The 22,214-nt window shown below is 72.5% G+C and carries 26 protein-coding genes; 13 read left to right on the top strand and 13 right to left on the bottom strand.

The window, feature by feature from the left end:
- Window positions 1-93: 93 nt before the first annotated feature.
- The 4 genes from C5N14_RS13275 to C5N14_RS13290 all read right to left on the bottom strand — a co-directional run bounded on the left by C5N14_RS13275 (window position 94) and on the right by C5N14_RS13290 (window position 4,835).
- Complete coding sequence (locus C5N14_RS13275; protein ID WP_117668399.1) at window positions 94-858, bottom strand: VOC family protein; 765 nt, start codon at window positions 856-858, stop codon at window positions 94-96.
- Window positions 859-993: 135 nt separating this feature from the next.
- On the bottom strand, window positions 994-1,731 hold the full coding sequence (locus C5N14_RS13280; RefSeq protein WP_117668400.1) for an ABC transporter permease: 738 nt from the start codon (window positions 1,729-1,731) through the stop codon (window positions 994-996).
- A 16-nt stretch (window positions 1,732-1,747) separates the two neighbouring features.
- Window positions 1,748-2,689, bottom strand: a complete 942-nt coding sequence (locus tag C5N14_RS13285; RefSeq protein ID WP_117668401.1) for an ABC transporter ATP-binding protein — start codon at window positions 2,687-2,689, stop codon at window positions 1,748-1,750.
- A 133-nt stretch (window positions 2,690-2,822) separates the two neighbouring features.
- Window positions 2,823-4,835 (bottom strand): AAA family ATPase, encoded by a 2,013-nt coding sequence (locus tag C5N14_RS13290; protein ID WP_117668402.1) that lies wholly within the window; start codon window positions 4,833-4,835, stop codon window positions 2,823-2,825.
- Window positions 4,836-5,200: 365 nt separating this feature from the next.
- On the opposite strand from C5N14_RS13290, the gene C5N14_RS13295 reads away from it, so the two are divergent.
- Genes C5N14_RS13295 through C5N14_RS13305 form a run of 3 tightly spaced genes read left to right on the top strand, consistent with a single transcriptional unit; the run spans window position 5,201 to window position 8,047 of the window.
- Complete coding sequence (locus tag C5N14_RS13295) at window positions 5,201-5,782, top strand: helix-turn-helix transcriptional regulator (RefSeq protein ID WP_117668460.1); 582 nt, start codon at window positions 5,201-5,203, stop codon at window positions 5,780-5,782.
- 60 nt (window positions 5,783-5,842) lie between these two features.
- Entirely contained in the window at window positions 5,843-7,162 is a 1,320-nt protein-coding gene (locus C5N14_RS13300; RefSeq protein WP_117668403.1) for an MFS transporter, read from the top strand.
- A 33-nt stretch (window positions 7,163-7,195) separates the two neighbouring features.
- Window positions 7,196-8,047 (top strand): menaquinone biosynthetic enzyme MqnA/MqnD family protein, encoded by an 852-nt coding sequence (locus tag C5N14_RS13305; RefSeq protein WP_117668404.1) that lies wholly within the window; start codon window positions 7,196-7,198, stop codon window positions 8,045-8,047.
- 90 nt (window positions 8,048-8,137) lie between these two features.
- On the opposite strand, the gene C5N14_RS13310 is transcribed toward C5N14_RS13305, so the two are convergent.
- Together C5N14_RS13310 and C5N14_RS13315 are read right to left on the bottom strand one after the other, a co-directional pair.
- Complete coding sequence (locus tag C5N14_RS13310; RefSeq protein ID WP_117668405.1) at window positions 8,138-9,094, bottom strand: hypothetical protein; 957 nt, start codon at window positions 9,092-9,094, stop codon at window positions 8,138-8,140.
- Entirely contained in the window at window positions 9,094-10,044 is a 951-nt protein-coding gene (locus C5N14_RS13315; RefSeq protein WP_117668406.1) for a hypothetical protein, read from the bottom strand. Before C5N14_RS13315 ends, C5N14_RS13310 begins: the two co-directional genes overlap by 1 nt.
- A 372-nt stretch (window positions 10,045-10,416) precedes the next feature.
- Here C5N14_RS13315 and paaA point away from each other — a divergent pair, with 372 nt between their 5' ends.
- From paaA to C5N14_RS34170, 8 genes are all read left to right on the top strand, one after another.
- Window positions 10,417-11,505 (top strand): 1,2-phenylacetyl-CoA epoxidase subunit PaaA, encoded by a 1,089-nt coding sequence (gene paaA, locus C5N14_RS13320; RefSeq protein ID WP_117668407.1) that lies wholly within the window; start codon window positions 10,417-10,419, stop codon window positions 11,503-11,505.
- Window positions 11,502-11,825, top strand: coding sequence for a 1,2-phenylacetyl-CoA epoxidase subunit PaaB (gene paaB / locus C5N14_RS13325; RefSeq protein ID WP_117668408.1), 324 nt, complete (start codon window positions 11,502-11,504; stop codon window positions 11,823-11,825). The genes paaA and paaB overlap by 4 nt, the downstream gene beginning before the upstream one ends.
- A complete protein-coding gene (gene paaC / locus C5N14_RS13330) occupies window positions 11,822-12,547 on the top strand; it encodes a 1,2-phenylacetyl-CoA epoxidase subunit PaaC (protein WP_117668409.1) in 726 nt (241 codons plus the stop codon). Before paaB ends, paaC begins: the two co-directional genes overlap by 4 nt.
- A gap of 164 nt (window positions 12,548-12,711) precedes the next feature.
- A complete protein-coding gene (paaD, locus tag C5N14_RS13335; RefSeq protein WP_371685839.1) occupies window positions 12,712-13,197 on the top strand; it encodes a 1,2-phenylacetyl-CoA epoxidase subunit PaaD in 486 nt (161 codons plus the stop codon).
- Window positions 13,194-14,303: a 1,2-phenylacetyl-CoA epoxidase subunit PaaE gene (paaE, locus tag C5N14_RS13340; protein WP_117668411.1), complete on the top strand. Its 1,110-nt coding sequence runs from the start codon at window positions 13,194-13,196 to the stop codon at window positions 14,301-14,303. The genes paaD and paaE overlap by 4 nt, the downstream gene beginning before the upstream one ends.
- An 88-nt stretch (window positions 14,304-14,391) precedes the next feature.
- Window positions 14,392-16,155 carry an ATP-binding protein gene (locus tag C5N14_RS13345; RefSeq protein ID WP_117668412.1) on the top strand — a complete coding sequence of 588 codons (1,764 nt, stop codon included), beginning with the start codon at window positions 14,392-14,394 and terminating at the stop codon, window positions 16,153-16,155.
- Window positions 16,156-16,206: 51 nt separating this feature from the next.
- Entirely contained in the window at window positions 16,207-16,419 is a 213-nt protein-coding gene (locus C5N14_RS13350) for a hypothetical protein (RefSeq protein WP_117668413.1), read from the top strand.
- Window positions 16,420-16,589: 170 nt separating this feature from the next.
- On the top strand, window positions 16,590-16,688 hold the full coding sequence (locus C5N14_RS34170; protein ID WP_371685840.1) for a hypothetical protein: 99 nt from the start codon (window positions 16,590-16,592) through the stop codon (window positions 16,686-16,688).
- 50 nt (window positions 16,689-16,738) lie between these two features.
- Here C5N14_RS34170 and C5N14_RS13360 read toward each other — a convergent pair whose 3' ends face one another.
- Together C5N14_RS13360 and C5N14_RS13365 are read right to left on the bottom strand one after the other, a co-directional pair.
- Window positions 16,739-17,866 (bottom strand): Fic family protein, encoded by a 1,128-nt coding sequence (locus tag C5N14_RS13360; protein WP_243639550.1) that lies wholly within the window; start codon window positions 17,864-17,866, stop codon window positions 16,739-16,741.
- A gap of 49 nt (window positions 17,867-17,915) precedes the next feature.
- A complete protein-coding gene (locus tag C5N14_RS13365) occupies window positions 17,916-18,311 on the bottom strand; it encodes a hypothetical protein (protein WP_117668414.1) in 396 nt (131 codons plus the stop codon).
- A 137-nt stretch (window positions 18,312-18,448) separates the two neighbouring features.
- Between C5N14_RS13365 and C5N14_RS13370 the strand changes: the two genes are divergently transcribed.
- Window positions 18,449-19,297: a helix-turn-helix transcriptional regulator gene (locus C5N14_RS13370; RefSeq protein ID WP_117668415.1), complete on the top strand. Its 849-nt coding sequence runs from the start codon at window positions 18,449-18,451 to the stop codon at window positions 19,295-19,297.
- Between the two features lie 7 nt (window positions 19,298-19,304).
- The gene (locus C5N14_RS13375; RefSeq protein WP_117668416.1) at window positions 19,305-19,568 is read left to right on the top strand and encodes a DUF397 domain-containing protein; all 264 of its coding nucleotides are present in this window, start codon (window positions 19,305-19,307) and stop codon (window positions 19,566-19,568) included.
- Window positions 19,569-19,654: 86 nt separating this feature from the next.
- Here C5N14_RS13375 and C5N14_RS13380 read toward each other — a convergent pair whose 3' ends face one another.
- From C5N14_RS13380 to C5N14_RS32130, 5 genes are read right to left on the bottom strand one after another with little or no spacing between them, the layout of a single operon-like run.
- Window positions 19,655-20,494, bottom strand: coding sequence for an ATP-grasp domain-containing protein (locus C5N14_RS13380; RefSeq protein ID WP_117668417.1), 840 nt, complete (start codon window positions 20,492-20,494; stop codon window positions 19,655-19,657).
- 38 nt (window positions 20,495-20,532) lie between these two features.
- Window positions 20,533-21,261 (bottom strand): hypothetical protein, encoded by a 729-nt coding sequence (locus C5N14_RS33965; protein ID WP_207892728.1) that lies wholly within the window; start codon window positions 21,259-21,261, stop codon window positions 20,533-20,535.
- 8 nt (window positions 21,262-21,269) lie between these two features.
- Window positions 21,270-21,788, bottom strand: a complete 519-nt coding sequence (locus tag C5N14_RS13390) for an N-acetylmuramoyl-L-alanine amidase (protein ID WP_371685841.1) — start codon at window positions 21,786-21,788, stop codon at window positions 21,270-21,272.
- Window positions 21,710-21,943 carry a hypothetical protein gene (locus C5N14_RS33080; RefSeq protein ID WP_243639552.1) on the bottom strand — a complete coding sequence of 78 codons (234 nt, stop codon included), beginning with the start codon at window positions 21,941-21,943 and terminating at the stop codon, window positions 21,710-21,712. Before C5N14_RS33080 ends, C5N14_RS13390 begins: the two co-directional genes overlap by 79 nt.
- Entirely contained in the window at window positions 21,943-22,110 is a 168-nt protein-coding gene (locus C5N14_RS32130; RefSeq protein ID WP_165878101.1) for a hypothetical protein, read from the bottom strand. The genes C5N14_RS33080 and C5N14_RS32130 overlap by 1 nt, the downstream gene beginning before the upstream one ends.
- Between the last annotated feature and the right edge of the window lie 104 nt (window positions 22,111-22,214).

A 22,214-nucleotide genomic window follows, 5' to 3' on the forward strand; every position in this document is an offset into this window, starting at 1 on the left:
ACCACCTCCTGGCGACCCACTACCGGGCCTCCGTCCGCGTCCTGCCCGGCGAGCACGGCCCGCTGGTGGTCCCCGTCCGCCCCCGTGCCGGACTCAGCCGGCGAGGGCGATGACGGAGAAGAGGGCGCCCTGCGGGTCGCGGAGGGCGGCGAGCCGACCCTGGGGGATGTCGCGGGGCGGGACCAGGATCGTGCCGCCCAGCTCGGCGGCCCGGGCGGCGGTGGCGTCGGCGTCCGCCACGGCGAAGTAGACGGTCCAGTACGCCGGCAGATCGGCGGGGAAGCCGTCGCCCAGCGGCGGGATCATCCCGGCCACGACCCGTCCGCCCAACCGCCACCCGGTGTACGTGACGGGCTCCGTCGGCTGCTCCTCCGGGTGCCAGCCGAAGACCAGCTCGTAGAAGACCTTCGCACCCTCCGGATCCGGGGTGACCAGCTCGTTCCAGCTCATCGCCCCGGGGGCGTTGAACAGCTCCGCCCCCGGGTGGGCCATCGGTTGCCAGACGCTGAACACCGCGCCGGCCGGGTCGGCGAAGACCGCCATCCGACCCTGGTCGAACACGTCGAACGGGGTGACCAGCACCTGCCCGCCGGCCGCCTCCACCCGGGTGGTGACCAGGTCCGCGTCGTCCGTCGCCACGTACGTCGACCAGATCGGCACCTGGTCCCGGGTGGCCGGTGGCCCGGCGCCCGCCACCGACCGGCCGTCCTTGAGGAAGGTGGTGTAGCCGGCCGCCTCCGGCTGCGGGGCGACCCGGCCGGTCCAGCCGAACAGCTCCGGGTAGAAGCGCCGCGCGTCCGCCAGGTCCGGGGTGGCCAGGTCGGCCCAGCACGGCGTGCCGGGCGGGACGGTGCTCACGCTGACCCCTCTCCGCAGGGGGCGGCCCCGGCGGGACGCCCTGCCCGCATCCTGGCATCGCCGCCGGGCCGGGCGGGCGGAATTGGGGCGAACTGCCCCGGGTGGGCGTCGACCGCCGGGCCTCCGCGCGGCGCGTCAGTGGAAGCGGCGTCCCTCGTCGCGCCGGTACGCCCACCCGGCGAGGGCCGCCAGCACCACGATCCAGACGCCGAGCATGGCCACCGACAGCGGCGCGGGACGCCAGGGGCCGACCGCCGCCCACATCAGCTCGACCGCCCCCCGGGTCGGCAGGTACGGCGCGATCGTCTCGACGAACGCGGGCGCGTCGCCCGGGGCGGAGAGCAGCCCGCCGCCGAACGCCAGCGGGAAGAAGACGACCTGGGCCACCACGATCGCCGCCTTGCTCGGCAGCGCGTACCCGATGGCCAGGCCCAGCAGGGTGAACGGCACCGAGATCAGCCCGACCGCGGCGACGGCGAGGCCGAACGCCCCGGGGCTGATCCGGGCGTCGGTGAGCAGCGCCGCGATCACCACCACCGGCAGCAGGGAGAGGAGGGTCAGCGCCAGCCCCGCGAGCACCCGGCCCGCGAAGCGCGGCGCCGGCCCGGCCGGCAGCGTGCGGGTGTACGGGTTCCAGGGCTGGGCGCGGTCCTCGGCCACCCCGACGCCGTACTGGAAGATGTTGGCGCTCATCACGGCGAAGGTGACCATGGCGGCGGTGGCGTAGGTCGCGCCGGTCGGGTCGTCCCCGGCGAACGGGACCACGAAGAAGAGCATCGACACGGCGGGGAAGAAGGCGCTGCCGAAGACCGCCACCGGGATGCGGATCGTCTCCAGCAACTGGTAGCGGGCGTGCACGAGGGCGAGTCTCACGGGAACCGGTGTCTCCTCAGGAGGCGGCGGGCTGGCCGGCGTGGTCGGTGGCGGTCGGTGGGGCGTCCGCCCCGGCGGGGACGGCGTCCTGCCCGCCGGGCGCGGTGATCGCGAGGAACGCCTCCTCCAGCGAGGTCGGGCGCACCTCCAGGTCGTGGAACGGCGCTCCGCTGGCCACCAGTTCCCGCACCAGCCGGTCGGCGTCGGTGGTGAGCAGGTGGGTACGGTCCTCGACGCGCTCGACCCGGACCACCCCGGGCAGCGCCGGCAGGTCGTCCGCGACCAGGCTGACCCGACGTACGCCGACCACCCCGCGGATCGCCTCGGTGGTGTCGTCGGCCAGCACCCGGCCCTGTCCGATCACCACCACCCGGTGCGCCAGCGCCTCCACCTCCTCCAGGTAGTGGCTGCTCAGCAGCACGGTGCCGCCGTCGGCGTGGAAGCCGCGGATCGCCTCCCAGAGGGTGCGCCGGGCCTCGACGTCCAGCCCGGTGGTCGGCTCGTCGAGGACCACCAGCCGGGGCCGGCCGATGAAGGCGAGCGCGACGGCCAGCCGGCGGCGCTGGCCGCCGGAGAGCCCGCCGGTCTGCCGCCGGGCCTGGTCGGTGAGGCCGAACCGGTCCAGCAGCTCGCCCCGGGGGACCGGGTCCGGATAGTGGGCGGCGACGAAGTCGACCACCTCCCCGACCCGCAGTGTGCCGGGCAGGCCGGTCTCCTGCGGGGTGACCCCGATCTGCCGGCGGTGGGCGGGGTCACGCGGGTCGCCGCCGAACAGCTCGACCCGGCCGGCGGTGGGCCGGCGCAGCCCGACCAGCAGGTTCAGCAGGGTGCTCTTGCCTGCGCCGTTCGGGCCGAGCAGGCCGACCAGCTCGCCCGCGCGTACGTCGAGGCTGACCCGGTCGAGGGCGAGCACGTCGCCGTACCGGCGGGTGGCCTGGTCGGCGCGGGCGAGGATCATGACGGCTCCTTCGGATCGGCGGGCGGACGGCTGCCGCCGCCCTATGGTGTACCCCCCGCGCGCCACCGGGGACAGAGGCATTCGGCCGGTCCCGCGATCGCCTAGAGCCGGTGCGGTGCGGCTGACCCGTCGCTCAGCCCAGCGGGGCGGGCAGCGGGGCGGTGTGCAGCACCGTCAGGCGGGAGACCGCCCGGGTGAGCGCCACGTACAGCCGGTGCAGCCCGCGCGGCTCGGCGGCCACGATCGCGGCCGGCTCGACGACCACGACGTGGTCGTACTCCAGGCCCTTGACCAGGGTCGCGGGCACCACGGTGACCCGCGCGGCGGCCTCCACCTCGTCGGCGGTGGCGGTGTCGATCCCGGCGGCGGCCAGCGCCGCGCGCAGCCCGGCGACCGCGTCATCGGCGGCGATCACACCCACCGAGCCGTCGTGGCCCAGCGCCGCGCGCACCTCGACCACCGTCGCCGCCGCCGGGTCGGCCACGGTACGCACGTCCAGCGTCCCGTCGCGGCGCAGCGACTCGGCCGGGGGCACGTCGACCTCAAGCGCCGGAAGCAGCCGGTTGGCGAACGCCACCACGGCGGCGGGTACCCGGAAGCCGACGCTCAGCGGCACCACCGCCGCGTCCGGCTTGCCCAGGTGGGCCAGGGACTCCCGCCAGTTGCGGGCGGCCCACGGGGCGGTGCCCTGGGCCAGGTCGCCGAGCAGGGTGATCGACCCGTGCTCGCTGCGCCGGGCGATGGCCCGGCACTGCATGGGGGACAGGTCCTGCGCCTCGTCGACCACCACGTGCCCGAAGCCGGCGGGGCGCTCCAGCAGCCCGGCGGCCTCGTCGACGAGCACCGCGTCGGCCGCCGTCCACTTCGTCGCCTTCGGGGTGCGCGCCGGCTTCGCCCAGGTCAGCAGCGCCTGCTCGGCGTCGGTGAGCACCCCGTCGGCCGCCGCCGCGAGCGCCGCCGGGTCGGCGAGCAGGCTGTGCACCAGGCCCTCCGGGGTGAGCGCCGGCCAGGCCGCGTCCAGGAAGTCGGCGACCGGGCGGCACTTGCCCATCCGGCGCAGCCAGGCATCGCTCGGCGACTCCGCCCGGCGGGCCTCGGACTGGCGTTGCAGCAGGCCGACCACCCGGGCCCGGACCCGCTCCCGCCCGGTGGTGTACGGCAGCCCCTCCCGGCGGGTCTCCTCGACCACCCGGTGCAGCGGGTCGAGGCCGATCCGCCAGCGGAACGACCCGTCGGACACCATGATCGGCTCGGCCGGCACGGCGACCCGCGACTCGACCGCCCGGCGCAGCACCTCGGCCATCCGCGGGTCGTGCTTGAGGGTCGCCACCGCCGGGTCCTCGACCGCCCGCACCGGCACCCGGGTGATCAGATCCTCCACGGTCGCCTGCGCGACCTCGACCTCGCCGAGCGCCGGCAGCACCGCCGCGATGTACGACAGGAACGCCCGGTTCGGCCCCACGATCAGCACCCCGGAGCGGCGCAGCCGTTCCCGGTGCAGGTAGAGCAGGTACGCCGCCCGGTGCAGGCCGACCGCCGTCTTCCCGGTGCCCGGCGCGCCCTGCACGCAGATCGAGTCGGCCAGGTCGGCGCGGACCAGTTCGTCCTGCTCCGGCTGGATGGTGGCGACGATGTCCCGCATCGGCCCGACGCGGGGGCGCTCGATCTCGGCGGTGAGGATGCGGCTGGCCGTGCCCAGTTCCTCGCCCCGGTCCAACCGCTCGTCCTCGAAGCTGGTCAGCGCGCCACGGTCGAAGCCGAAGCGGCGGCGCACGGTGACGTCCTGCGGGTCGCGGGCGCTGGCCCGGTAGAACGCCCGGGACACCGGCGCCCGCCAGTCCAGCACCATGGGCTCGCCGAGGTCGTCGGTGACGTGGCGGCGGCCGATGTGGTGCTTCTCGTCGCCGAACGTGAGCCGGCCGAAGAACAGCGGGGTGTCGGGCTGGTCGGCCAGCTCGGCGACGCGACGGGACAGGGTGCGCCCCAGCGTCTCGGCCGTGAACGCGTCGCCGGCGACGTTGTGGCCGGTGGCGAAGAGGGCCTCGGTCCGTTCGCGCATGCGGGCCAGCGCGGCGCGGGACGCGTCCAGGTGGGCCCGTTCGGCGGCCAGTTCGGTGTCGAGTGAAACGGGGGCGTGCAGGGTCATCCGACGTACTCCTCGGCGAGGGAAACAAACGCTGCCGCTCGCGTTTCCGACATCGGGGGCCGGCGCGGGACGTCCGCTGCGGTGCTCGACACCGCGGCCGTCGGCGGGGGCGAACAGTCTACGCCCCGTCCGGCCGCCCCGTCGCGGACGTACTCGGCCACGTCGGAGCGCATCCAAGGTCGGTGCGGATCTGACGTCGAGCAACGCCGCTATTCGTGCTGTTCCCGTGCTCCCAGCACAAACGTGCCTTTTCCCTGGCGACCCTCGATCAGGCCCTCGGCACAGCGACGACGATCAGCGGTTGAACGACGCCCTCCTCGACGGGTCGATGGCACCGGCGACCCGTGGGCGGGATCATGGGGGCCATGACCGAGGCACGGCCCGAGCGGCAGCGGGTGACGATCAGCGATCCGCAGGTGATGCGGGCGTTGGCCCACCCGGCCCGGCTCGCGATCATGGAGCATCTCAGCTCGCTTCCGGGCGGGGCCACCGCCACAGAGTGCGCGGAGCTGGTCGGGCTTTCGCCGAGCGCGACCAGCTACCACCTGCGGGCGCTGGCGGGGTTCGGCCTGGTCGAGCAGGCGCCGAGCCGGGGGGACGCCAGGGAACGGGTGTGGCGGGCGTTCAGCCCGTCCTACCACGTGGACGCGGGTCAGGCGGCCGACTCCGAGGCGCGGGCCGCCGAGCTGGCCCTCGTGGAGGCGCACATCGCGCGGGACACGCAGCGGACCCGGGACTGGCTCCGCCGGGCGCCTGAGGAGTCCCCGGAGTGGTACGCCGTCGGCTCGTTCAGCGACAGCGTGCTGCTGCTCACCGCCGAGGAGTTGGCCGCACTCAACGAGGCCGTCCATGGCCTGCTGGAACCGTACCGCCGCCGGCTGCGGCAGGACCCGCCGGCCGATGCGCGCACCGTCGCGGTGCAGTGGCGGTCGGTACCCATCGACTGAGCGGCCCTGCCGGGCTGGAGGGGATTGCCAGCGGCAAGTGTGAAGGATTATTTTCGAAGCATGTCCTTCGCATCTGTTCGGTCGCGCTGGTCCGACGTCTGGCTCGCCACCGTCGCCCGGGGCGTCTCCAGTTGCGGGGACTTCCTCGCGGCGAGCGCCCTCACCCTGGCCCTGCAGTCCGCGGGGGCCGGCGGGACGGCCGTGTCGGGGCTGCTGATCGCGGCGACCCTGCCGCTGGTCGCGCTCGCCCCGCTGACCGGGCGGCTCGCCGATCGGGTGGACTCCCGCACCCTGCTGGTCGGGGCTGGCCTGGCCCAGGCCGCGATCTGTCTGGCCCTCGCGTACGCCCGGCACCCGGCCCTGGTGATCGGCCTGGTGGCGTTGCTCGCGGCCGGCCTCGCGGTCACCCAGCCGGTGCTCTCCGCGCTGGTGCCGGCGATGGTGCGGCCGGCCGACCTGCCCCGGGCCAGCGCCCTCAACCAGACCGCCGGCACCCTCGGCGCACTCGCCGGCCCCGCGCTGGCCGGTCTGCTGGTCGGCGGGTTTGGCACCCGCCTGCCGCTGCTCGTGGACGCCGCCAGCTACCTCGTCCTGGTCGCCGCCGGTCTGCTGATCCGGACGCGCCGGGGCGGTGCCCGGTCCGCCGCCCTGACGCCCGGGGCAGGGCCGACGCCCGGGGCGGAGCCGGCGACGCGCGGGGCCGGGCCGACCGCAGCGGGCTGGCGGCTGCGCCGGGACCGGCTGCTCGTCGCGATGGTGGCCTCGCTCGCCGGGGTGATCGGCGCGGTGGGGGCGATCAACGTGATCGAGGTGTTCTTCATCCGGGAGACGCTGGGCAGTTCCACCACGGTCTACGGGCTGGTCACCGGGTCCTGGACGCTCGGCGTCGTGCTGGGTGCGTGGGCGCTCGCCCCGCTGGCCCGCCGGCTCACCGACGACGGCCGGCTGCTCGGCACGGGCCTGCTCCTGCTCGGCGGCTGCTGCGTCGCGGTGCTGGTCTCCGCCGCGGTGCCGTCCGCCTGGCTGCTGGTGCCGGTCTGGCTGCTCGGCGGGGTGGCCAACGGCGGGGACAACGTCCTGAACAACGTGCTGATGGCACGCCGGGTGCCGCAGGTGGCGCTGGGCCGGGCGTACGCCGTGTTCGGCGCGGCCACCCAGGGCGCCTCGATGGTCGGGTTCGCGGCGGGCGGCCTGCTGCTGGAGCTGGCTGAGCCCCGACCGCTGGTGGCGGCGTGCGGCCTCGCGGGGACGCTGGCGGTCGGGGCGTTCGCCGTCCCGGTCGCCCGGGCAGCTCGCGCGGAGCGCGTCGCCGCCGCCCGGCGGGGCGGGGCGGTCCTGCGGCCGGATGCGGAATTGGCCACTTCGAGAGCCGCCCGCTGAGCCCCGGACGGGCCCCGGGGATACGGTCACAGCATGGCTGACCGCATCGCCCGCCCCCGGGTCGGACACATCCAGTTCCTGAACTGCCTGCCGATCTACTGGGGTCTGATGCGCTCCGGTGCCCTGATCGACGTCGACCTGCACAAGGACTCGCCGGATCGGCTGAGCGCCGCGCTCGTCGCCGGTGACCTGGACATCGGGCCGATCTCGCACGTCGAGTACCTGCGCCACGCCGACGAGCTGCTGCTCCTGCCCGACCTCGCGGTGGGCAGCGACGGCCCGGTGCTCTCGGTCAACGTGGTGTCGACCCGGCCGCTCGCCGAGCTGGACGGGGGCCGGGTGGCCCTCGGCTCGACGTCCCGCACGGGCGTGCTGCTGGCCCGACTGCTGCTGGGCGAGCGGTACGGCGTGCACCCCGAGTACTTCCGCTGCCCGCCCGACCTGACCCAGATGCTGCTGGAGGCGGACGCCGGGGTGCTGATCGGCGACGTGGCGCTGCGGGCGCTCTACGAGGCGCCCGGGCGCGGCCTGGAGGTCACCGACCTCGGCCAGGCCTGGCGGGACTGGACCGGGCTGCCGATGGTCTTCGCCGTCTGGGCGGTACGCCGGGACTTCGCCGCCGCCCACCCCGGCCTGGTGAAGGAGGTGCACGAGGCGTTCCTGCGCTCGCGTGACCTCTGTCTCGTCGAGCTGGACCAGGTGGCCGAGGCGGGCGCCCGGTGGGAGCCGTTCGACGCGGACACCCTGGCCACGTACTTCCGGGCGCTGGACTTCTCGCTCGGCGCGCGGCAGGTGGCCGGGCTGCGCGAGTTCGCCCGTCGGGCCGCCGAGATCGGCGAGGCCCCCGCCCTGCCCGAGGGCGGCCCGCGGTTCTTCGCCGGCTGACGGCGTGGACCGGGTGGGGTGCGGGGACGCCCACACCGGGCCCCCCGGACCGGCCACCCCGCCGTTGCGGGGCGGGGACACGCCCGCCCGTCAGGTGGTCGAGCGCAGCACCGCCTCGGTGATCTTCTGGCAGTTCTTCATGCCGTACTCGTAGCCCATGCCGATCGGGTAGCGGACCATCACGCCCATCGTCCAGTCGTCGCCGATGGCCAGACAGTTGATGTGCATCTCCTGCTCCCTGGTCCGGTCGATCCAGCCGTTCTTGATGGCGATCTTCTTCCGCTCCGACTCCGGGAACGCCTTGCGGATGCCGAAGTCACCGGCGCCTCGGACGAGCCGCATCTCGTTGATCAGCCACTTGGTCCACTCGGGTCCCGCCGCGCGACCGTCCTTGATGCACGCGCCGAGTCGCGCGGTGTCCCGGGGGGAGAGGTTCGTCCGGCTCCAGCCCCCGTCGGCGGCGACGCTGCTGTCGGTGGTCTTGCAGATGGAGATGAGCCGCTTGATCGACGCGGACCGGCCGACGGAGTTGTAGAACTGCTCGGCCCGGGTGTTGTCGCTGTCCCGGATGATCCGGGTGGCGTCGGCGAGCTTCGCGTCGCTCGGCGTCTGCCCGGCCTCGTCGGCCCGGCGCAGGTAGTCGGCGACGATCCAGGCCTTGATCAGCGACGCGGTGGTGCTGGTCTCGTCCATGTTCTTCGAACCGATGATCTTCCCGGTCCGGGTGTCCAGCACGCTCCAGGCGTACCAGCCCTCGATGTCGAGGTCGATCTGCCTGTCGGCGAACGGCAGCGGCTCCGGCGACGGCGACGGGCTGGCGGTGGGGCTGGGGCTGGGGCTGGGGCGCGAGCTGCGGTCCGGCGGGGCGTCGGCCGCCCGGTCGACCGGGGCGGACGGGTCACCCCACCTGGCGGCGGCGGCCGAGGCCAGCGGGGAGCCGGGCATCAGCCGTAACGACACCAGCACGAGCCCGATCAGGACGACGGCGATCACGATCAGCCGCAGCGGAGATGCCTCCCCGCCGCGGGCCCGGCGGCTGCCCGCCATCAGAGCTTCCCGACCGGCTGCTGCGGCACCTTGAGCGCGGCGCCCGGCTGCGGGGTGACCAGTTGGGTCGCCACGCTGGCGCAGACCTTCGCGCCGTAGGACAGACCGCTCTTCTGCGGGTAACGCAGCATGACGGCGAGGCTCCACTTCTCGGTGACCGCAAGGCAGTTGACGTGCCAGTTCCCGTCGTAGTTCAACGGGGTCCAGCCGTTCTTGATACTGACCGGGCCCTGCGTCCTTATCTCGGCGGGCAGCCCGTCGACGATTCCCCACTTGCCGCCGCCGGAGCGGGTCTGCTGCTCCTTGACGCTGCCGCGAACCTTGCTCATCTCGTCCAGCAGGTACGACGTCCACTTGGGGCCGGCGGCCGTGCCGTCGGCGACGCAGTCGCCGAGCCGGACCGCGTCCCGGGGTGACATCCGGGTGAAGCTCCACCAGCCGACGTAGCCGGGCACGTTGCCGGACTTGGTGTCGGTCAGCTCACAGGTGCTGATCATCCGCTTGATCGTCGCGGCCTTGCCGACTGCCGAGTACAGCGCGTTGGCCGAGTCGTCGTTGCTGTCCCGGATCGCCGTGCTGATCTGCTTGCGCCGTTCGGCGGACAGCGGCTTGTCGCCGAGCTGCCGCAGGTAGTCGGCGGCGAACCAAGCCTTGATCATCGACTCGGTGGAGTTGGTCGAGGCCAGGTTCTTCGAGCCGGAGATGGTGCCGGTGGCCCGGTCCATCAGGGCCCAGGAGAAGAACTCGCCGGAGAAGCTCACCGAGACCGGGCCGGCGGCCAGGGTCGGTGGCGGTGGGGCGGTCGGCTCGGGGACCGGCACGCTCTGCGCGCCCCCGCCGGATCCGCCGGTGTCGTCGTCGGAGAGCCGGGCGTACGCGGCGGGAACCAGCATGGCGCTGCCGAGGAGGACCGCCACGACGGCGAGCACCATGGCCACGCGAGGTCGCATGAGTGGATGAGCTCCAGATGTCAGGGCCGGGGGACCGGTCGTTTTCCGAAAGGGTCGGCGTGATCGCCGAGGCCGGGGGAAGTGGCCTCCGTCTGGCGCTGGCAATCGTCGGCAGCCGATCGGTGTGACCGGCAAAGTCTACGTCCGGACGGCCCTGACGCCAGGATCCGACGCCTGTCAGGTTGCTATGAAGGCGGGATAATGGACCGCTTTGCCATTCTTGGGGGCTTTCACCTTTGTTCAGTGACCCATGTCATATCCGCCATCCAGCCTGCGTCGGCACCCTGAGTGGCCGATTCGTGGCGGAAGGTGTCTTCGGAAACCTGTGACACCCTCTGGTGTCAGGCGTCGCGAGCTGTAACACTTGTTGTCATGTATGGCAACGACTTCCCCGCCCCGCAGGACGCGCCCGGCGGTGGCCTGCTCGGCGAGGTGGAGGCGGCGGAGACGGCGCTGCGGGAGGCGGCGGCCCGGCAGCGCGTCGGCGCCCCCGGTCCGGACGCCGACCTGGAGACGTACTTCGTCGACGTGATCGACGCCGACCAGAAGATCGAGCCCCGCGACTGGATGCCCGAGGCGTACCGGAAGACGCTGATCCGGCAGATCGCCCAGCACGCGCACTCCGAGATCATCGGGATGCAGCCGGAGGGGAACTGGATCAGCCGGGCGCCCTCGCTCAAACGCAAGGCGATCCTGTTGGCCAAGGTGCAGGACGAGGCCGGGCACGGCCTCTATCTCTACGCCGCCGCGGAGACCCTCGGCGTCAGCCGGGACGAACTGGTGCAACTCCTCCTCGACGGGCGGCAGAAGTACAGCTCGATCTTCAACTACCCCACGCTGACCTGGGCGGACGTGGGCGTGATCGGCTGGCTCGTGGACGGCGCGGCGATCGTCAACCAGGTCCCGCTCTGCCGCTGTTCCTACGGGCCGTACGCGCGCGCGATGATCCGGGTCTGCAAGGAGGAGTCGTTCCACCAGCGGCAGGGCTACGAGATCCTGCACATCCTGGCCCACGGCACCCCCGCCCAGCGGGCGATGGCGCAGGACGCGGTCGACCGCTGGTGGTACCCGTCGCTGGCCATGTTCGGCCCGCCGGACGGCGACTCCACCCACTCCGCGCAGTCGATGGCGTGGAAGATCAAGCGGTTCTCCAACGACGAGCTGCGGCAGCGCTTCGTCGACATGTGCGTGCAGCAGGCCGAGATCCTCGGCCTCACCCTGCCCGACCCCGCCCTGCGCTGGAACGACGAGCGGCAGGCGTACGACTACACCCAGCCCGACTACGACGAGCTGATGCGGGTGATCAAGGGCCAGGGGCCGTGTAACCGGCAGCGGATGGAGCACCGCCGCCACGCCCACGCCGACGGCGCCTGGGTGCGGGAGGCGGCCACGGCGTACGCCGCCAGGCAGGCGGAGCGGGCTGCCCAGCGGGCGGCGGAGCAGGAGAGGGTGGCAGCGTGAGCGAGCGCGGCGAGCGAGCGGGACAGCAACCGGCGGGACCGGAGCCGTCGCCGCTCTGGGAGGTGTTCGTGCGGGCCCGGCGCGGGCTGGCGCACACCCACGTCGGCAGCCTGCACGCCCCCGACGCCGAGTTGGCCCTGCGCAACGCCCGGGACCTGTACACCCGCCGCCAGGAGGGGGTGTCGATCTGGGTGGTGCCGGCGGGCGCGATCACCGCGTCCAGCCCGGACGAGAAGGACGCCTTCTTCGACCCGGCGGCCGACAAGGTCTACCGCCACCCCACCTTCTACGAGGTCCCGGACGGGGTGGCCCACCTGTGAACGGCCCCTTCGACCTCGCCCTCGCCCTCGGCGACGACGCGCTGATCGCCGCGCAGCGGCTCGCCGAGTGGACCACCCGCGCCCCGGAGATGGAGGAGGACGTCGCGCTGGCCAACATCGCCCTCGACCAGCTCGGCGCGGCCCGGCTGTTGCTCACGTACGCGGGCGAGCTGGAGGGCGCCGGCCGGGACGAGGACGCGCTGGCGTACCTGCGCGACGACCGGGAGTTCCGCAACTGCCTGCTGGTCGAGCTGCCCAACGGCGACTTCGCGGTGACCATGGCGAAGCTGCTCTTCCTGTCGGCGTACCAGCTCCCGCTGTACACCGCGCTGGCCGGCTGCGCCGACGAGCGGCTCGCCGCGATCGGGGCCAAGGCGCGCAAGGAGTCCGCGTACCACCTCGACCACGCCTCGCTCTGGGCGCGGCGGCTCGGCGACGGCACCGCCGAGTCGCACCGCCGGATGCAGGCCGCCGTCGACCAGGTCTGGCCGTACGTCCACGAACTGTTCGCGCCGTTCCCGGGCGCGCCGGTCGACCCGACCACCCTGCGCGCGGCGTTCGACGCCACCGTCGACCCGGTGCTCGCCGAGGCCACGCTGGCCCGGCCGGCGGACGGCTGGGCACCGGCCGGCGGGCGGGACGGCCGGCACACCGAGCACCTGTCGTACCTGCTCGCCGAGATGCAGGTGCTGCACCGCGCCCACCCGGGGGCGATCTGGTGAGCGCGAGGAGTGCAGCGAAGCGGAGCCCCGCAGTCGCGAACGACGGGCGGCCATGGTGAGCGCGAGGAGTGCAGCGAAGCGGAGCCCCGCAGTCGCGAACGAAGGATGGTACTGGTGAGCGCGAGGAGTGCAGCGAAGCGGAGCCCCGCAGTCGCGAGCGAAGGATGGTACTGGTGAGTGACCCCAGGGCGGCCGTGGCGGCGGTGGTGGACCCGGAGATCCGGGTGGTCACCATCGGCGAACTCGGCATCCTGCGGGCGGTCGACGAGGACCCGACCACCGGCCGGGTGACCGTGACCATCACGCCCACCTACACCGGCTGCCCGGCGATGGACGTGATCCGCGCCGACATCCGCCGCGCGCTCGCCGCCGCCGGCCACCCGGACGCGGCGGTCCGCACCGTCTACAGCCCGGCCTGGAGCACCGACTGGATCTCCGCGACCGGTCGGGCGAAGCTCGCCGACGCCGGCATCGCCCCGCCCGGCCCGGCCCGGTCCGGTCCGGTCGTGCCGCTGACCCTCGCCGTCCGCTGCCCACGCTGCGGCTCCCCGGAGACCGAGCAGGTCAGCCGGTTCGGCTCCACCGCGTGCAAGGCGCTCTGGCGCTGCCGTTCCTGCTCCGAACCCTTCGACCACCTGAAGGCGCTGTGACTGTCACGATCACCCGCCCGGTCCGTCGCCGGCCGGCCTTCCATCCGCTGCCCGTCGCCGCCGTCGACCGGCTCGCCGCCGACGCCGTGGCGATCACCTTCGCCGTGCCGGAGGAACTGCGGGACACCTTCGCGTTCCGCGCCGGTCAGCACCTCACCGTGCGGCGCGTCGGGGAGGACGGCCAGGACGTGCGGCGGTCGTACTCGATCTGCTCGACGCCGGATGACCTGGCCCGGCACGGCCGGCTGCGGGTCGGGGTGCGGGAGATCCCCGGCGGCGCGTTCTCCGGGTACGCCTGCGGGAGCCTGCGCGGCGGCGACACCGTCGAGGTGCTGCCCCCGCTCGGGAACTTCACCACGGCGTTCGCGCCGGACCGGGCCCGCCGCTACGGCGCGGTGGTCGCCGGCTCCGGCGTCACCCCCGTGCTCGCGCTGGTCGCCACCGCCCTGGCCGTCGAGCCGGCCAGCACCTTCACCGTGGTGTACGGCAACCGCACGGCGAACTCGGTGATGTTCGCCGAGGAACTGGCGGACCTGAAGGACCGGTACCCGGCCCGGCTGCACCTGGTGCACGTGCTCTCCCGCGAGCGGGGCGAGTCGCCGCTGCTGTCGGGGCGGATCGACGCCGGGCGGCTGGGCCGGCTGCTGGACACCATCGTGCCGGGCGACGCGATCGAGGAGTGGTTCCTCTGCGGCCCGTACGGGATGGTGGTCGACGCGAAGGCGGTGCTGGCGGAGCGCGGCCTGCCGGAGTCGGCGGTGCACACGGAGCTGTTCCACGTCGCCGAGGCCCCCGCGCCGCCGCGCCGCCCGGCCGACCGGGCGGACGCCGGCACCGAGGTCACGATCGTGCTGGACGGCCGGTCGTCATCCGTCACGATGGGCCGCGAGGAGCGCGTGCTGGACGCGGCGCTGCGGGTGCGCGCCGAGCTGCCGTACGCCTGCAAGGGCGGGGTCTGCTCGACCTGCAAGGCGAAGGTGGTCGACGGCGCGGTCACGATGGCCCGCAACTATGCCCTGGAGCCGGACGAGGTGGCCGCCGGATACGTCCTGACCTGCCAGTCCAGCCCGCTCACCGACACGCTCACCGTCGACTACGACGCCTGACCGCACGACGGTCGCGCCTCCGAGTTTTCTCAGAGTTTTGCGTTACCCTGCACTCTGCAGGTCGTGTCTAAACTGATGGGAAACCGAGATGACCGGGCGCGAGTACGAGAGTGCGCTGCCTCGTATCCTGGCCGGCGAAACCGCCGCTGCCTTGGAGTCCAGGACCCTTGATTTCAAGCGTCAAGGCAGATCTCGGGAGGACACGCTCCGTGATCTGGCCGCAGCCGCCGCCTGCTTCGCCAACGGCATCGGCGGAACCCTGGTCGTCGGCGTGCACGACAAGGTTCCCGGCGCGGATGCCTTTGCGGGCACCGATCTGGATCCAATCCGCGTAGTCGAGCGGATCTATGAGCTGACCCAGCCGGCGCTGACCGTGCTCAGCGAGGAGATCGAGTTCTCGAACCGGCGACTGCTTGTCATCGCCGTTCCCCGTAGCCCCGATATCCATCAGGTCGATCAACGAGCCACGCACCGGGTTGGCACGTCCTGCGTTCCGATGACCGCCGTGCAGATCGCGTCGGCGTTGGCGGACCGGCGCAACGATGACTGGTCCGCTCAAGATGCCGAGTTGACCCGCGCGGACGTCTCACCGGTCGCGCTGGACATGGCGCGCACTCTCCTGCGACGTAGCCCCGACCCGGCGCGACGCCGTTATGCGACCGAGACCGATGGCGACCTGTTGAGGATCTTAGGTGTGGTGAGTGATGCTGGCCGGCTCACCCGAGCCGGTGCGCTACTACTCGCCGAACCAACGGGCGCGCAGGGCAACGGGCTGGACCGGGTGGTCTACCAGTTCCGCAAGACACCGGCCGGCGAGCCGACTGTCGTGCAGCGCATACCGGGGCCGCTGCTGCCGGCGCTGGTACGAGTCCTCGAACTCATCGATGCGCGGGTGGACAAGACTCCGGTCAACCTGCCCGGAGGGCAACAGGTGCAGTTGGCGGATCTGCCAGAGGCTGCAGTGCGCGAGGCGGTGGTGAACGCGCTGGTGCATCGTGACTATCGCCTGGGTGGACCGGTGCGCATCGAGCATGCTCCCACGCGGCTGGTGGTGGCCTCGCCAGGTCCGCTGGTTTTCGGCGTGACCGTGGAGAACATCCTGACCACCACCTCCAGGCCTCGGAATCCGCTGCTTGCTGGATCTGTCCGGGTGCTGGGGCTCGCAGAGGAAGCAGGCGTCGGAGTGGACCGGATGTACCGGGAAATGGTCCGGGTCGGCCACCAGCCACCGCGCTACCTGGAGGAGCCGGACCAGGTCACCGTGACATTGCTGGGTGGGGCACCGAACCGGCATGTCGCTCGTTACGTCGCAGCCCTGCCTGAGGTGGAGCAGGACGACGCGGACACCCTACTGATCCTCTACCACCTGCTGACTCATCGCTACCTTTCCGCTGCCGATGCCGTCCCTCTGTTGCAGAAGGACGTCATCGAGGCCGAAGAGGTGCTGCTTCGGCTGAGCACGGAGCCGGTGGCGATGCTGGAACCCACCCGTGAGACGGCGCGGCGCCGGCACCCCAACTACCGGTTGCGAAGCTCGGCATTGAGTGGGTTGGGCCCGGCAGTTCGTTATCGGCGGGGGCAGCGAGACGACGCCGGGCGCAAGGTCATCGAGTTGTTGCAGGCTGCTGGCCAGGTCAATGCCCGTATGGTGCGCGTCGCACTCGACCTGGACGCGCAGGCGACATCGCGTTTGCTCGGCGGCCTGGTGGACGACGGGCTGTTGGTGAGGATCTCCGAGTCACGGCGAGGACCTTCGGTCACCTACGGGGCAGGCCCGCGGTTGTCGAGCAGAAGTGCGCGTCATCGGCATCCCGGAAAGGAATCGCCCAGCGGTGAGAATCCGCTGTTCTGAGCCGTCGTCACATCCCAGCCGTGCGGAGCTGGGTGGTCGTGCTCCGCCCGCTTGACCCTCGACATGGTCGAGCCCTCAGCTCAGGATCGTCGCGTCAGCCAGTGGCCGGCCGATGTACGGGCGTTGTTCGAACAGGCATGGGTGGGGCGTACCGACGACTACGACGCTTGCGTCGCGGCGCACTATCTAGCCCGGCAGCAGGATGACCCCGAGGAGATCCTGCGGTGGAACCAGGAGGCGCTGCGGCATGCCTTCGCAGGCTGAGCTGACTTCTTGGCCTTCCTCCAAGTTCGGGCATTCCCGGTAGGGGCGATCAGTCGCCGTGGTGGACGTGGGTGTAGCGGGACGCCTCCCGCTCCGCCTCGGTGAGTGACGGCCGCTCCGCGCCCGAGCTACGCGAGTTGCGAGAGGCGCGCAAGCCGCCGCTGCGGCGGGTGGCGACCCGGCTCGACTGGCAGCCCTCCAAGTTGTCGCGGATGGAGACCGGCATCCAAGGCATCCACGCGCGGCCGACGTCGCCTCCCTGCTGGTGATCTACGGCGGCCTGACGGCACGACGGTCGCGCCTCCAGGTTCTTCAGCGGTCAGCACCGGTACGGATCGATGATTTCTCTGGGGCGGCGTGCGGGAGCGGCGAGTTCGCGTAGCGTCCCTGACGCGACGTAGTACCTACCACGGGTCTGACCGTGTTGTTGGAGGAATCCCGCCCGCACCAGGGCGCGAAGGTCACGAACGGCCTGGTCGTCCGTGAGGGCCTCGTCGCGCTGGTAGACGGTCCGGCGAACCCTGCCGCCGGTCGCCGCGAGTTGCAAAGCGCTGACCACGCGCTCGGGAAGCCCGCCCTGGCGCACCCGGTCGTCGAGCAGTTCCCACAGGCGGGCGGCCTGGTCGAGGCGCTGCCGGACCAATTGCGCCTGTTGGTGGTGGGCGCTCAGGCAGAACCGGATCCACGGGCCGGTGTCGTTCGCCGGTCGCCAGCTCGTGCCGCCCACTTCGGCCAGCACGTCGTAGTAGGCGTAGGTGTTCCGACCGGCACCCAGCCACTCCTCGATCGAAGAGAACTCGGGTGCGAGGACGCCGTCGCGGGCGAGGACCAGAGTGTGCAGGCACCGCGACATACGCCCGTTCCCGTCGCGCCATGGATGGATCTTGACCAGGTTCAGATGCGCCATCGACGCCCGAACGAGGAGTGGGCTGTCGGACTCCCCGCCGGTGAGCCAGTCGACCAGCTCGGAGACCAGGGACGGCACTTCGTCAGCATCCGGCCCCGTGTAGACGCGCCGGCCGGTGTGGGATTCGTCGACGTAGATGTCGCCGGGTCGGTACCGCCCCGGCCACTTGGCCAGCTCATGCCGCATCATCATGAAGTGCAGGGAGTTGAGGAGCATGTGGTACCAGGCGAACTCGCGGGAATGGCCCAGTTGCTGCACGTAGGTGAGAACATCCCGGTATCCGGTGATGACGCCCCAGATGCCTGGACTGGTTTCCATCGGATCTTCCCCGGTCACCGCAGCGACGGCGTCGTCCAGCCCGATCTGGTAACCCTCGATTGAGTTCGACCCCTGGATCGCGTGGGCGATCAGGGACCTGCGCAGATGCCCGCTCCACCGGCGTGGCTCGGCGACCCGGTATCGAAGGGCCTCCCGCATCGTCTCCAGCTCGGCGAGGACGCGCTCGTCCTCGCTCGTCAGCCTGGGCGCCGAGTGCAGCATGCCTGAATCATGCAATGATTCAGGCGTTTTGCCGGAACTGTTTAGCAATTCAGGCCGACGGCGGTCGGTCGCCGTGGCGGACGTGGGCGGTCCAGTAGGTCAGGTCGGACTGGTGCTCCGCGAGGACGACCGGCTCGCCGCAGGCCTCCTCGATCAGCCTGACCGCCTCGTCCAGGTGTGCCGGGTTGTGATCCCAGTCGCCGTCGCGGAACATCTGGAGCCCGACCTCGCCCCGGTCGTCGCCGAGCGCCTCCGCGGCCTCTGGCGGCACCAGCACGACGATGTGCCGCGCCGCCTCCCGCTCCGCCTCGGACGGCTGCGGCTGTTCGGTGCGCCCTCGCCGCCGGAAGCGTTCGATGACCGACGTTATCGGCCCCGGAGAATCCGCCGGGTCGTACGGCTGGAGCCAGGCGGGCTGGTGAGGCTTGCGGATCTCCGCCGTCACGGCGACCTCCGATCGATTGCAACCAGTTGTAGCAACGTTGCTGGTGATGGTTGTGCAACGACGAGATCAAGTCAATACTCAGCGTGGCGACATCGTCACCGTGTCGGCGATGGTCCTGCGTTGAGTGGAGGTAACGGATGCCCGTGGCGAACCAGCCGACCGTCGTCGGTCGGGGTCTCGGTGGTGAGTTGCGGGAGCTGCGGCAGGCCCGCAAGCTGGCCCAACGCCGGGTGGCGATGCGGCTCGGCTGGCAGCCGTCGAAGCTGTCCCGGATGGAGACGGGCATCCAGGGCATCCGCGTCGAGGACGTCGCCTCGCTGCTGGTCGTCTACGGCGTGACCGGCGACGAGCGCAAGCGGCTGCTCGGGATGGCGGAGCGGTCCGCCGAGTCGGGCTGGTGGGAGCAGATCGGCGGGCTCTCCGAGGAGTCCCGGACGCTGATCCGGCTGGAGGCGGAGGCGAGCGGAATCGTCAACTGGGAGCCGCTGCTGATCCCGGGCCTGTTGCAGACCCCGGACTACGCCAAGGCGGTGATGCGTGGCGGCGGGGTGCCGGAGGACGAGGCACAGGCCCGGGTGGCCGCCCGGCTCGGCCGGCAGGCCGTCCTCAGCCGCGCCGAGCCGCCCCGGCTGCACGCCCTGCTCGACGAGGCGGTGTTGCGCCGGGTTGTCGGCGACCGGCAGGTGATGGCCCGGCAACTGCGGCACTTGGCGGAGGCGGCCGATCGGCCGCACGTCGCGCTGCGGGTGGTGCCGCTGGCGGTCGGCGCGCACACCGGGCTCGACGGCTCCTTCGCGCTGCTCGACTTCCCCCGCAACCGATCCGTGGTCTACCTCGACCACAAGCTCTCCGGGTTGTTCCTGGAGGAGGCGCCGCAGGTCTCGTACTTCCGGGGCGAGGCGGATAGGCTGGCGCGAATGGCGCTGAGCCCTGCCGAGTCGGCGCGGCTCGTTGCGCGGGTGGCAACGGAGCACGAGCGGGAGTGAGCCGTCGATGATCATTGCCGAGCTGTCGGGCGCGGTCTGGCGCAAGTCGAGCCGCAGCGGCACGAACGCCAACTGCGTCGAGGTCGCCGAGGTCCCCGCCGCGGCGTGGCGCAAGTCCAGCCGCAGCGGGTCCAACGCCAACTGCGTGGAGGTCGTGGAACTGACCCGCGCGGTCGCCGTGCGCGATTCGAAGGACCCGGCCGGGCCGGTGCTCGGCTTCGACCTCTCGGCCTGGGCCGCCTTCGTCGTCGGCGTACCGAATCGGGCCTGACTGTCCGGCGGCAGGTGACTGCCCGTCGGGGTAGTCACTCCTGGTGGCGTGACCGGCCGGTGGCGTCGGCCCGGTGCCGGCTGCCCTCAGGCCAGCAACGGGGTGAGCAGGCGTGCTGGGTCGACGGTGGTGGGCCGGTCGCTCACCTGGCCGTCCCCCAGCTCGATCACCCGCCACTCACCGTCGTCGCGCAGTGCCAGGTCGACCGTGACGAAGGGCAGTCCCAGGCCGGCCACCAGCGGCGCGACGGCGGTCAGGTCGGGGTCGACGGCGGGGGGTCGGTCCGGGGTGTCCGGGTGCGGGCCGACCAGCACACACCGGCCGTCCCGCCACCAGGTCCGCACCTCGGCCGAGGTGAACAGCTCGAAGCGGCGCAGCACGAAACCGCCCACGAAGTCGTCCTCGCGGAGCTGCAGGAACCGGCGGGCCACCGCCCAGGCGGCCTCAGGGTCGGCCAGATCGGGCATGAAGGCCGCCTCGTCCCAGTGGTGCTTCATCGACTTGCAGTAGTCGCGGAGCACTGCCGGGCCGTCGCCCAGCCTGGCTCGGGCCCGGTCGAACGCGTCCCGCCCGGCCCCCACGGTCCACGTCGTGGCCGGCGTCACGGGCCTCAGCTTCGGGTACCAGCCGGGCAGTTCGTGTGCCCGCCGGTACTGCTCGGCACCGGTACGCAGCGTGACGCCTCGCGTGGCCAGCGCGTCCGCGAAGGCGGTGTACCGCTCGGAGCGGAGCATCCAGCCGCGGTAGACCGCCTCGGTCTCCTCGGGCAGTTGTCGAAGGGCGGCGTCGGCGTCACCCCGGGCGAGCGCGTCGTGGTCGACGACCGCGACCGGCACGCCGGCCTCCCGGGCAGTCGTCGCCTCCGGCGCGAAGTGCGGGTCCGGGTGGCGGGGCCGGAGCGGGTCGGCGGGTACCAGCAGCAGCATCCCGCCATCCTCCCCGGGCCCCGCCACCCGCGTGGGCGTCAGCTCGGGGCCTTGACCTGGCCGTCGAAGGCGATGCTGCGCCACAGGTCGAACTGGCGGTCGTTGCCGATCAGGGGGTTGCCGACCAGCGCGACGGCGGCCGTCACCTCCTCGTTGTTGCTGAGCTGGCGGAAGTAGCCGGCACCGACCAGGGCGATGCCCCGGCCGGGTGACTGGATCAGCCTCATGTCGTCCTTCCAGAGGTCGAGCGGGGGTGGGGCGGTCAGCCCGCGGGCCCGGGCGATGAGCGCCTGTGCGGTGGCCTGCGCGGCGTCGTAGCGGTCCGGGAAGGCGGAGCGTTGCACGCCCTGCGCCACCCGCCCGGCCGTCCAACCCGGGTTGGCGGCGGCCAGCGGGATGGCCCGGACGAAGAACGAGTTGGCCGCGTACGACACGTTCATGATCTGCTCGGGCGTGCCCCAGCCCTGGGAGGGACGCTGCTGGAACACGCCCAACGAGTCGGAGTCGCCACAGGGCAGGTTGTTCATCCGCGACTCCACCCAGCCCGCCTCGAAGCCGGCGAGCAGCACCCGTTCGCTGGCCGACAGCCCGGTGGCGACCTGGTAGACGGCGGTCAGGACGGCGTCGTCGGCGTTCGGCGGGATCGACGAGCAGGCGGCCTGGGCCGGCTCGCCGGAGGCCGCCTGGGACAGCCCGACGCCCGTGGCGACCAGGGCGGCTCCGGTGGACGCCAGGGCGAGCGCCTGGCGGCGGGAGTACGTGTTCATCGTCTGTGTCAGGCCGACGGGGCCTTGACCTGGCCGTCGTAGGCGATGCTGCGCCACAGGTCGAACTGGCGGTCGTTGCCGATCAAGGGGTTGCCGACCAGCGCGACGGCGGCCGTCACCTCCTCGTTGTTGCTGAGCTGGCGGAAGTAGCCGGGGCCGACCAGGGCGATGCCCCGGTTGGTGGACTGGATCAGCTTCATGTCGTTCTCCGTGAGGTCGAGGGGTGGGCTGCCGGCGAGCTGGCGGGCCACGTCGGCGCGCATCGAGTCGAGGTCGATGAAGGAGGGGTCGGTCTTGCCGCTGGTGCTGGTCTCCCGGTGTCCCCGGGCGTAGCTGGCATCCCGGCCGAGCTGCCGCAGCACGGCCGCGGTCGCGATCACCGAGGCGGAGTACTGGGCGTTCGTCATGGCCTGGTTGACCCCGTTGTGGTCGATCTCCCAACCGACCATCAGGGTGTTGCCGTCGCCGGCCGGGATGGGACCGCTGCCCCGGCTGACGCCGGCGTGGTTGGCCCGCCCACCCGAGATGACGTGGAAGACGCCGAGGCGGCCGCGGTGTGGTGCCAGAGCACGCCGATCGGGGCGAACGAGCTGCCGGCCACCCGGCCCAGCCAGTTGCCGTGCTCGACCACCGAGACGCCGGCGCTGCGGAGCACGTCGGCGAGCCAGGGGATGGTGGCCATCAGGCCGCGATCAGGTCGGCGAGGCACTCCAGGGCCGGGGGCGTCGCCGCCCGCGCCGGCCGGCCCGGTGTCGCCAGGGCCAGCGCGGTGGCCGCGACGGGTACGAGGCCGAGCAGCGCCCGGCGGGGTAGTGGTCGAGGGTCGGGGGGAGGTAGCTCCGTGATCATCTACGCATGTTAATTGATCGATTGATCTCGGGTAAGTCCTCGCGTCTCCGACTGTCCCGGGACGGGCTGTGTCGTGGTCGACAGGAGTCCGGTCCGGCCGGCCG

Origin of the sequence: Micromonospora sp. MW-13 (assembly GCF_003434305.1) — a bacterium.
Taxonomy (GTDB): Bacteria; Actinomycetota; Actinomycetes; order Mycobacteriales; family Micromonosporaceae; genus Micromonospora.

Bases quoted from the DNA above. Each gene is read 5' to 3' on its own strand.
- C5N14_RS13345 (WP_117668412.1), top strand. From the start codon at position 14,392: ATGACCGGGCGCGAGTACGAGAGTGCGCTGCCTCGTATCCTGGCCGGC.
- C5N14_RS33080 (WP_243639552.1), bottom strand. From the start codon at position 21,943: ATGGCCACCATCCCCTGGCTCGCCGACGTGCTCCGCAGCGCCGGCGTC.
- C5N14_RS13370 (WP_117668415.1), top strand. From the start codon at position 18,449: ATGCCCGTGGCGAACCAGCCGACCGTCGTCGGTCGGGGTCTCGGTGGT.
- C5N14_RS33965 (WP_207892728.1), bottom strand. From the start codon at position 21,261: ATGAACACGTACTCCCGCCGCCAGGCGCTCGCCCTGGCGTCCACCGGA.
- C5N14_RS13375 (WP_117668416.1), top strand. From the start codon at position 19,305: ATGATCATTGCCGAGCTGTCGGGCGCGGTCTGGCGCAAGTCGAGCCGC.
- C5N14_RS13295 (WP_117668460.1), top strand. From the start codon at position 5,201: ATGACCGAGGCACGGCCCGAGCGGCAGCGGGTGACGATCAGCGATCCG.
- paaA (WP_117668407.1), top strand. From the start codon at position 10,417: ATGTATGGCAACGACTTCCCCGCCCCGCAGGACGCGCCCGGCGGTGGC.
- C5N14_RS13380 (WP_117668417.1), bottom strand. From the start codon at position 20,494: ATGCTGCTGCTGGTACCCGCCGACCCGCTCCGGCCCCGCCACCCGGAC.
- C5N14_RS13315 (WP_117668406.1), bottom strand. From the start codon at position 10,044: ATGCGACCTCGCGTGGCCATGGTGCTCGCCGTCGTGGCGGTCCTCCTC.
- C5N14_RS13285 (WP_117668401.1), bottom strand. From the start codon at position 2,689: ATGATCCTCGCCCGCGCCGACCAGGCCACCCGCCGGTACGGCGACGTG.
- paaD (WP_371685839.1), top strand. From the start codon at position 12,712: ATGGTACTGGTGAGTGACCCCAGGGCGGCCGTGGCGGCGGTGGTGGAC.
- C5N14_RS13310 (WP_117668405.1), bottom strand. From the start codon at position 9,094: ATGGCGGGCAGCCGCCGGGCCCGCGGCGGGGAGGCATCTCCGCTGCGG.
- C5N14_RS13300 (WP_117668403.1), top strand. From the start codon at position 5,843: ATGTCCTTCGCATCTGTTCGGTCGCGCTGGTCCGACGTCTGGCTCGCC.
- C5N14_RS13305 (WP_117668404.1), top strand. From the start codon at position 7,196: ATGGCTGACCGCATCGCCCGCCCCCGGGTCGGACACATCCAGTTCCTG.
- C5N14_RS13360 (WP_243639550.1), bottom strand. From the start codon at position 17,866: ATGCTGCACTCGGCGCCCAGGCTGACGAGCGAGGACGAGCGCGTCCTC.
- C5N14_RS13290 (WP_117668402.1), bottom strand. From the start codon at position 4,835: ATGACCCTGCACGCCCCCGTTTCACTCGACACCGAACTGGCCGCCGAA.
- C5N14_RS32130 (WP_165878101.1), bottom strand. From the start codon at position 22,110: ATGATCACGGAGCTACCTCCCCCCGACCCTCGACCACTACCCCGCCGG.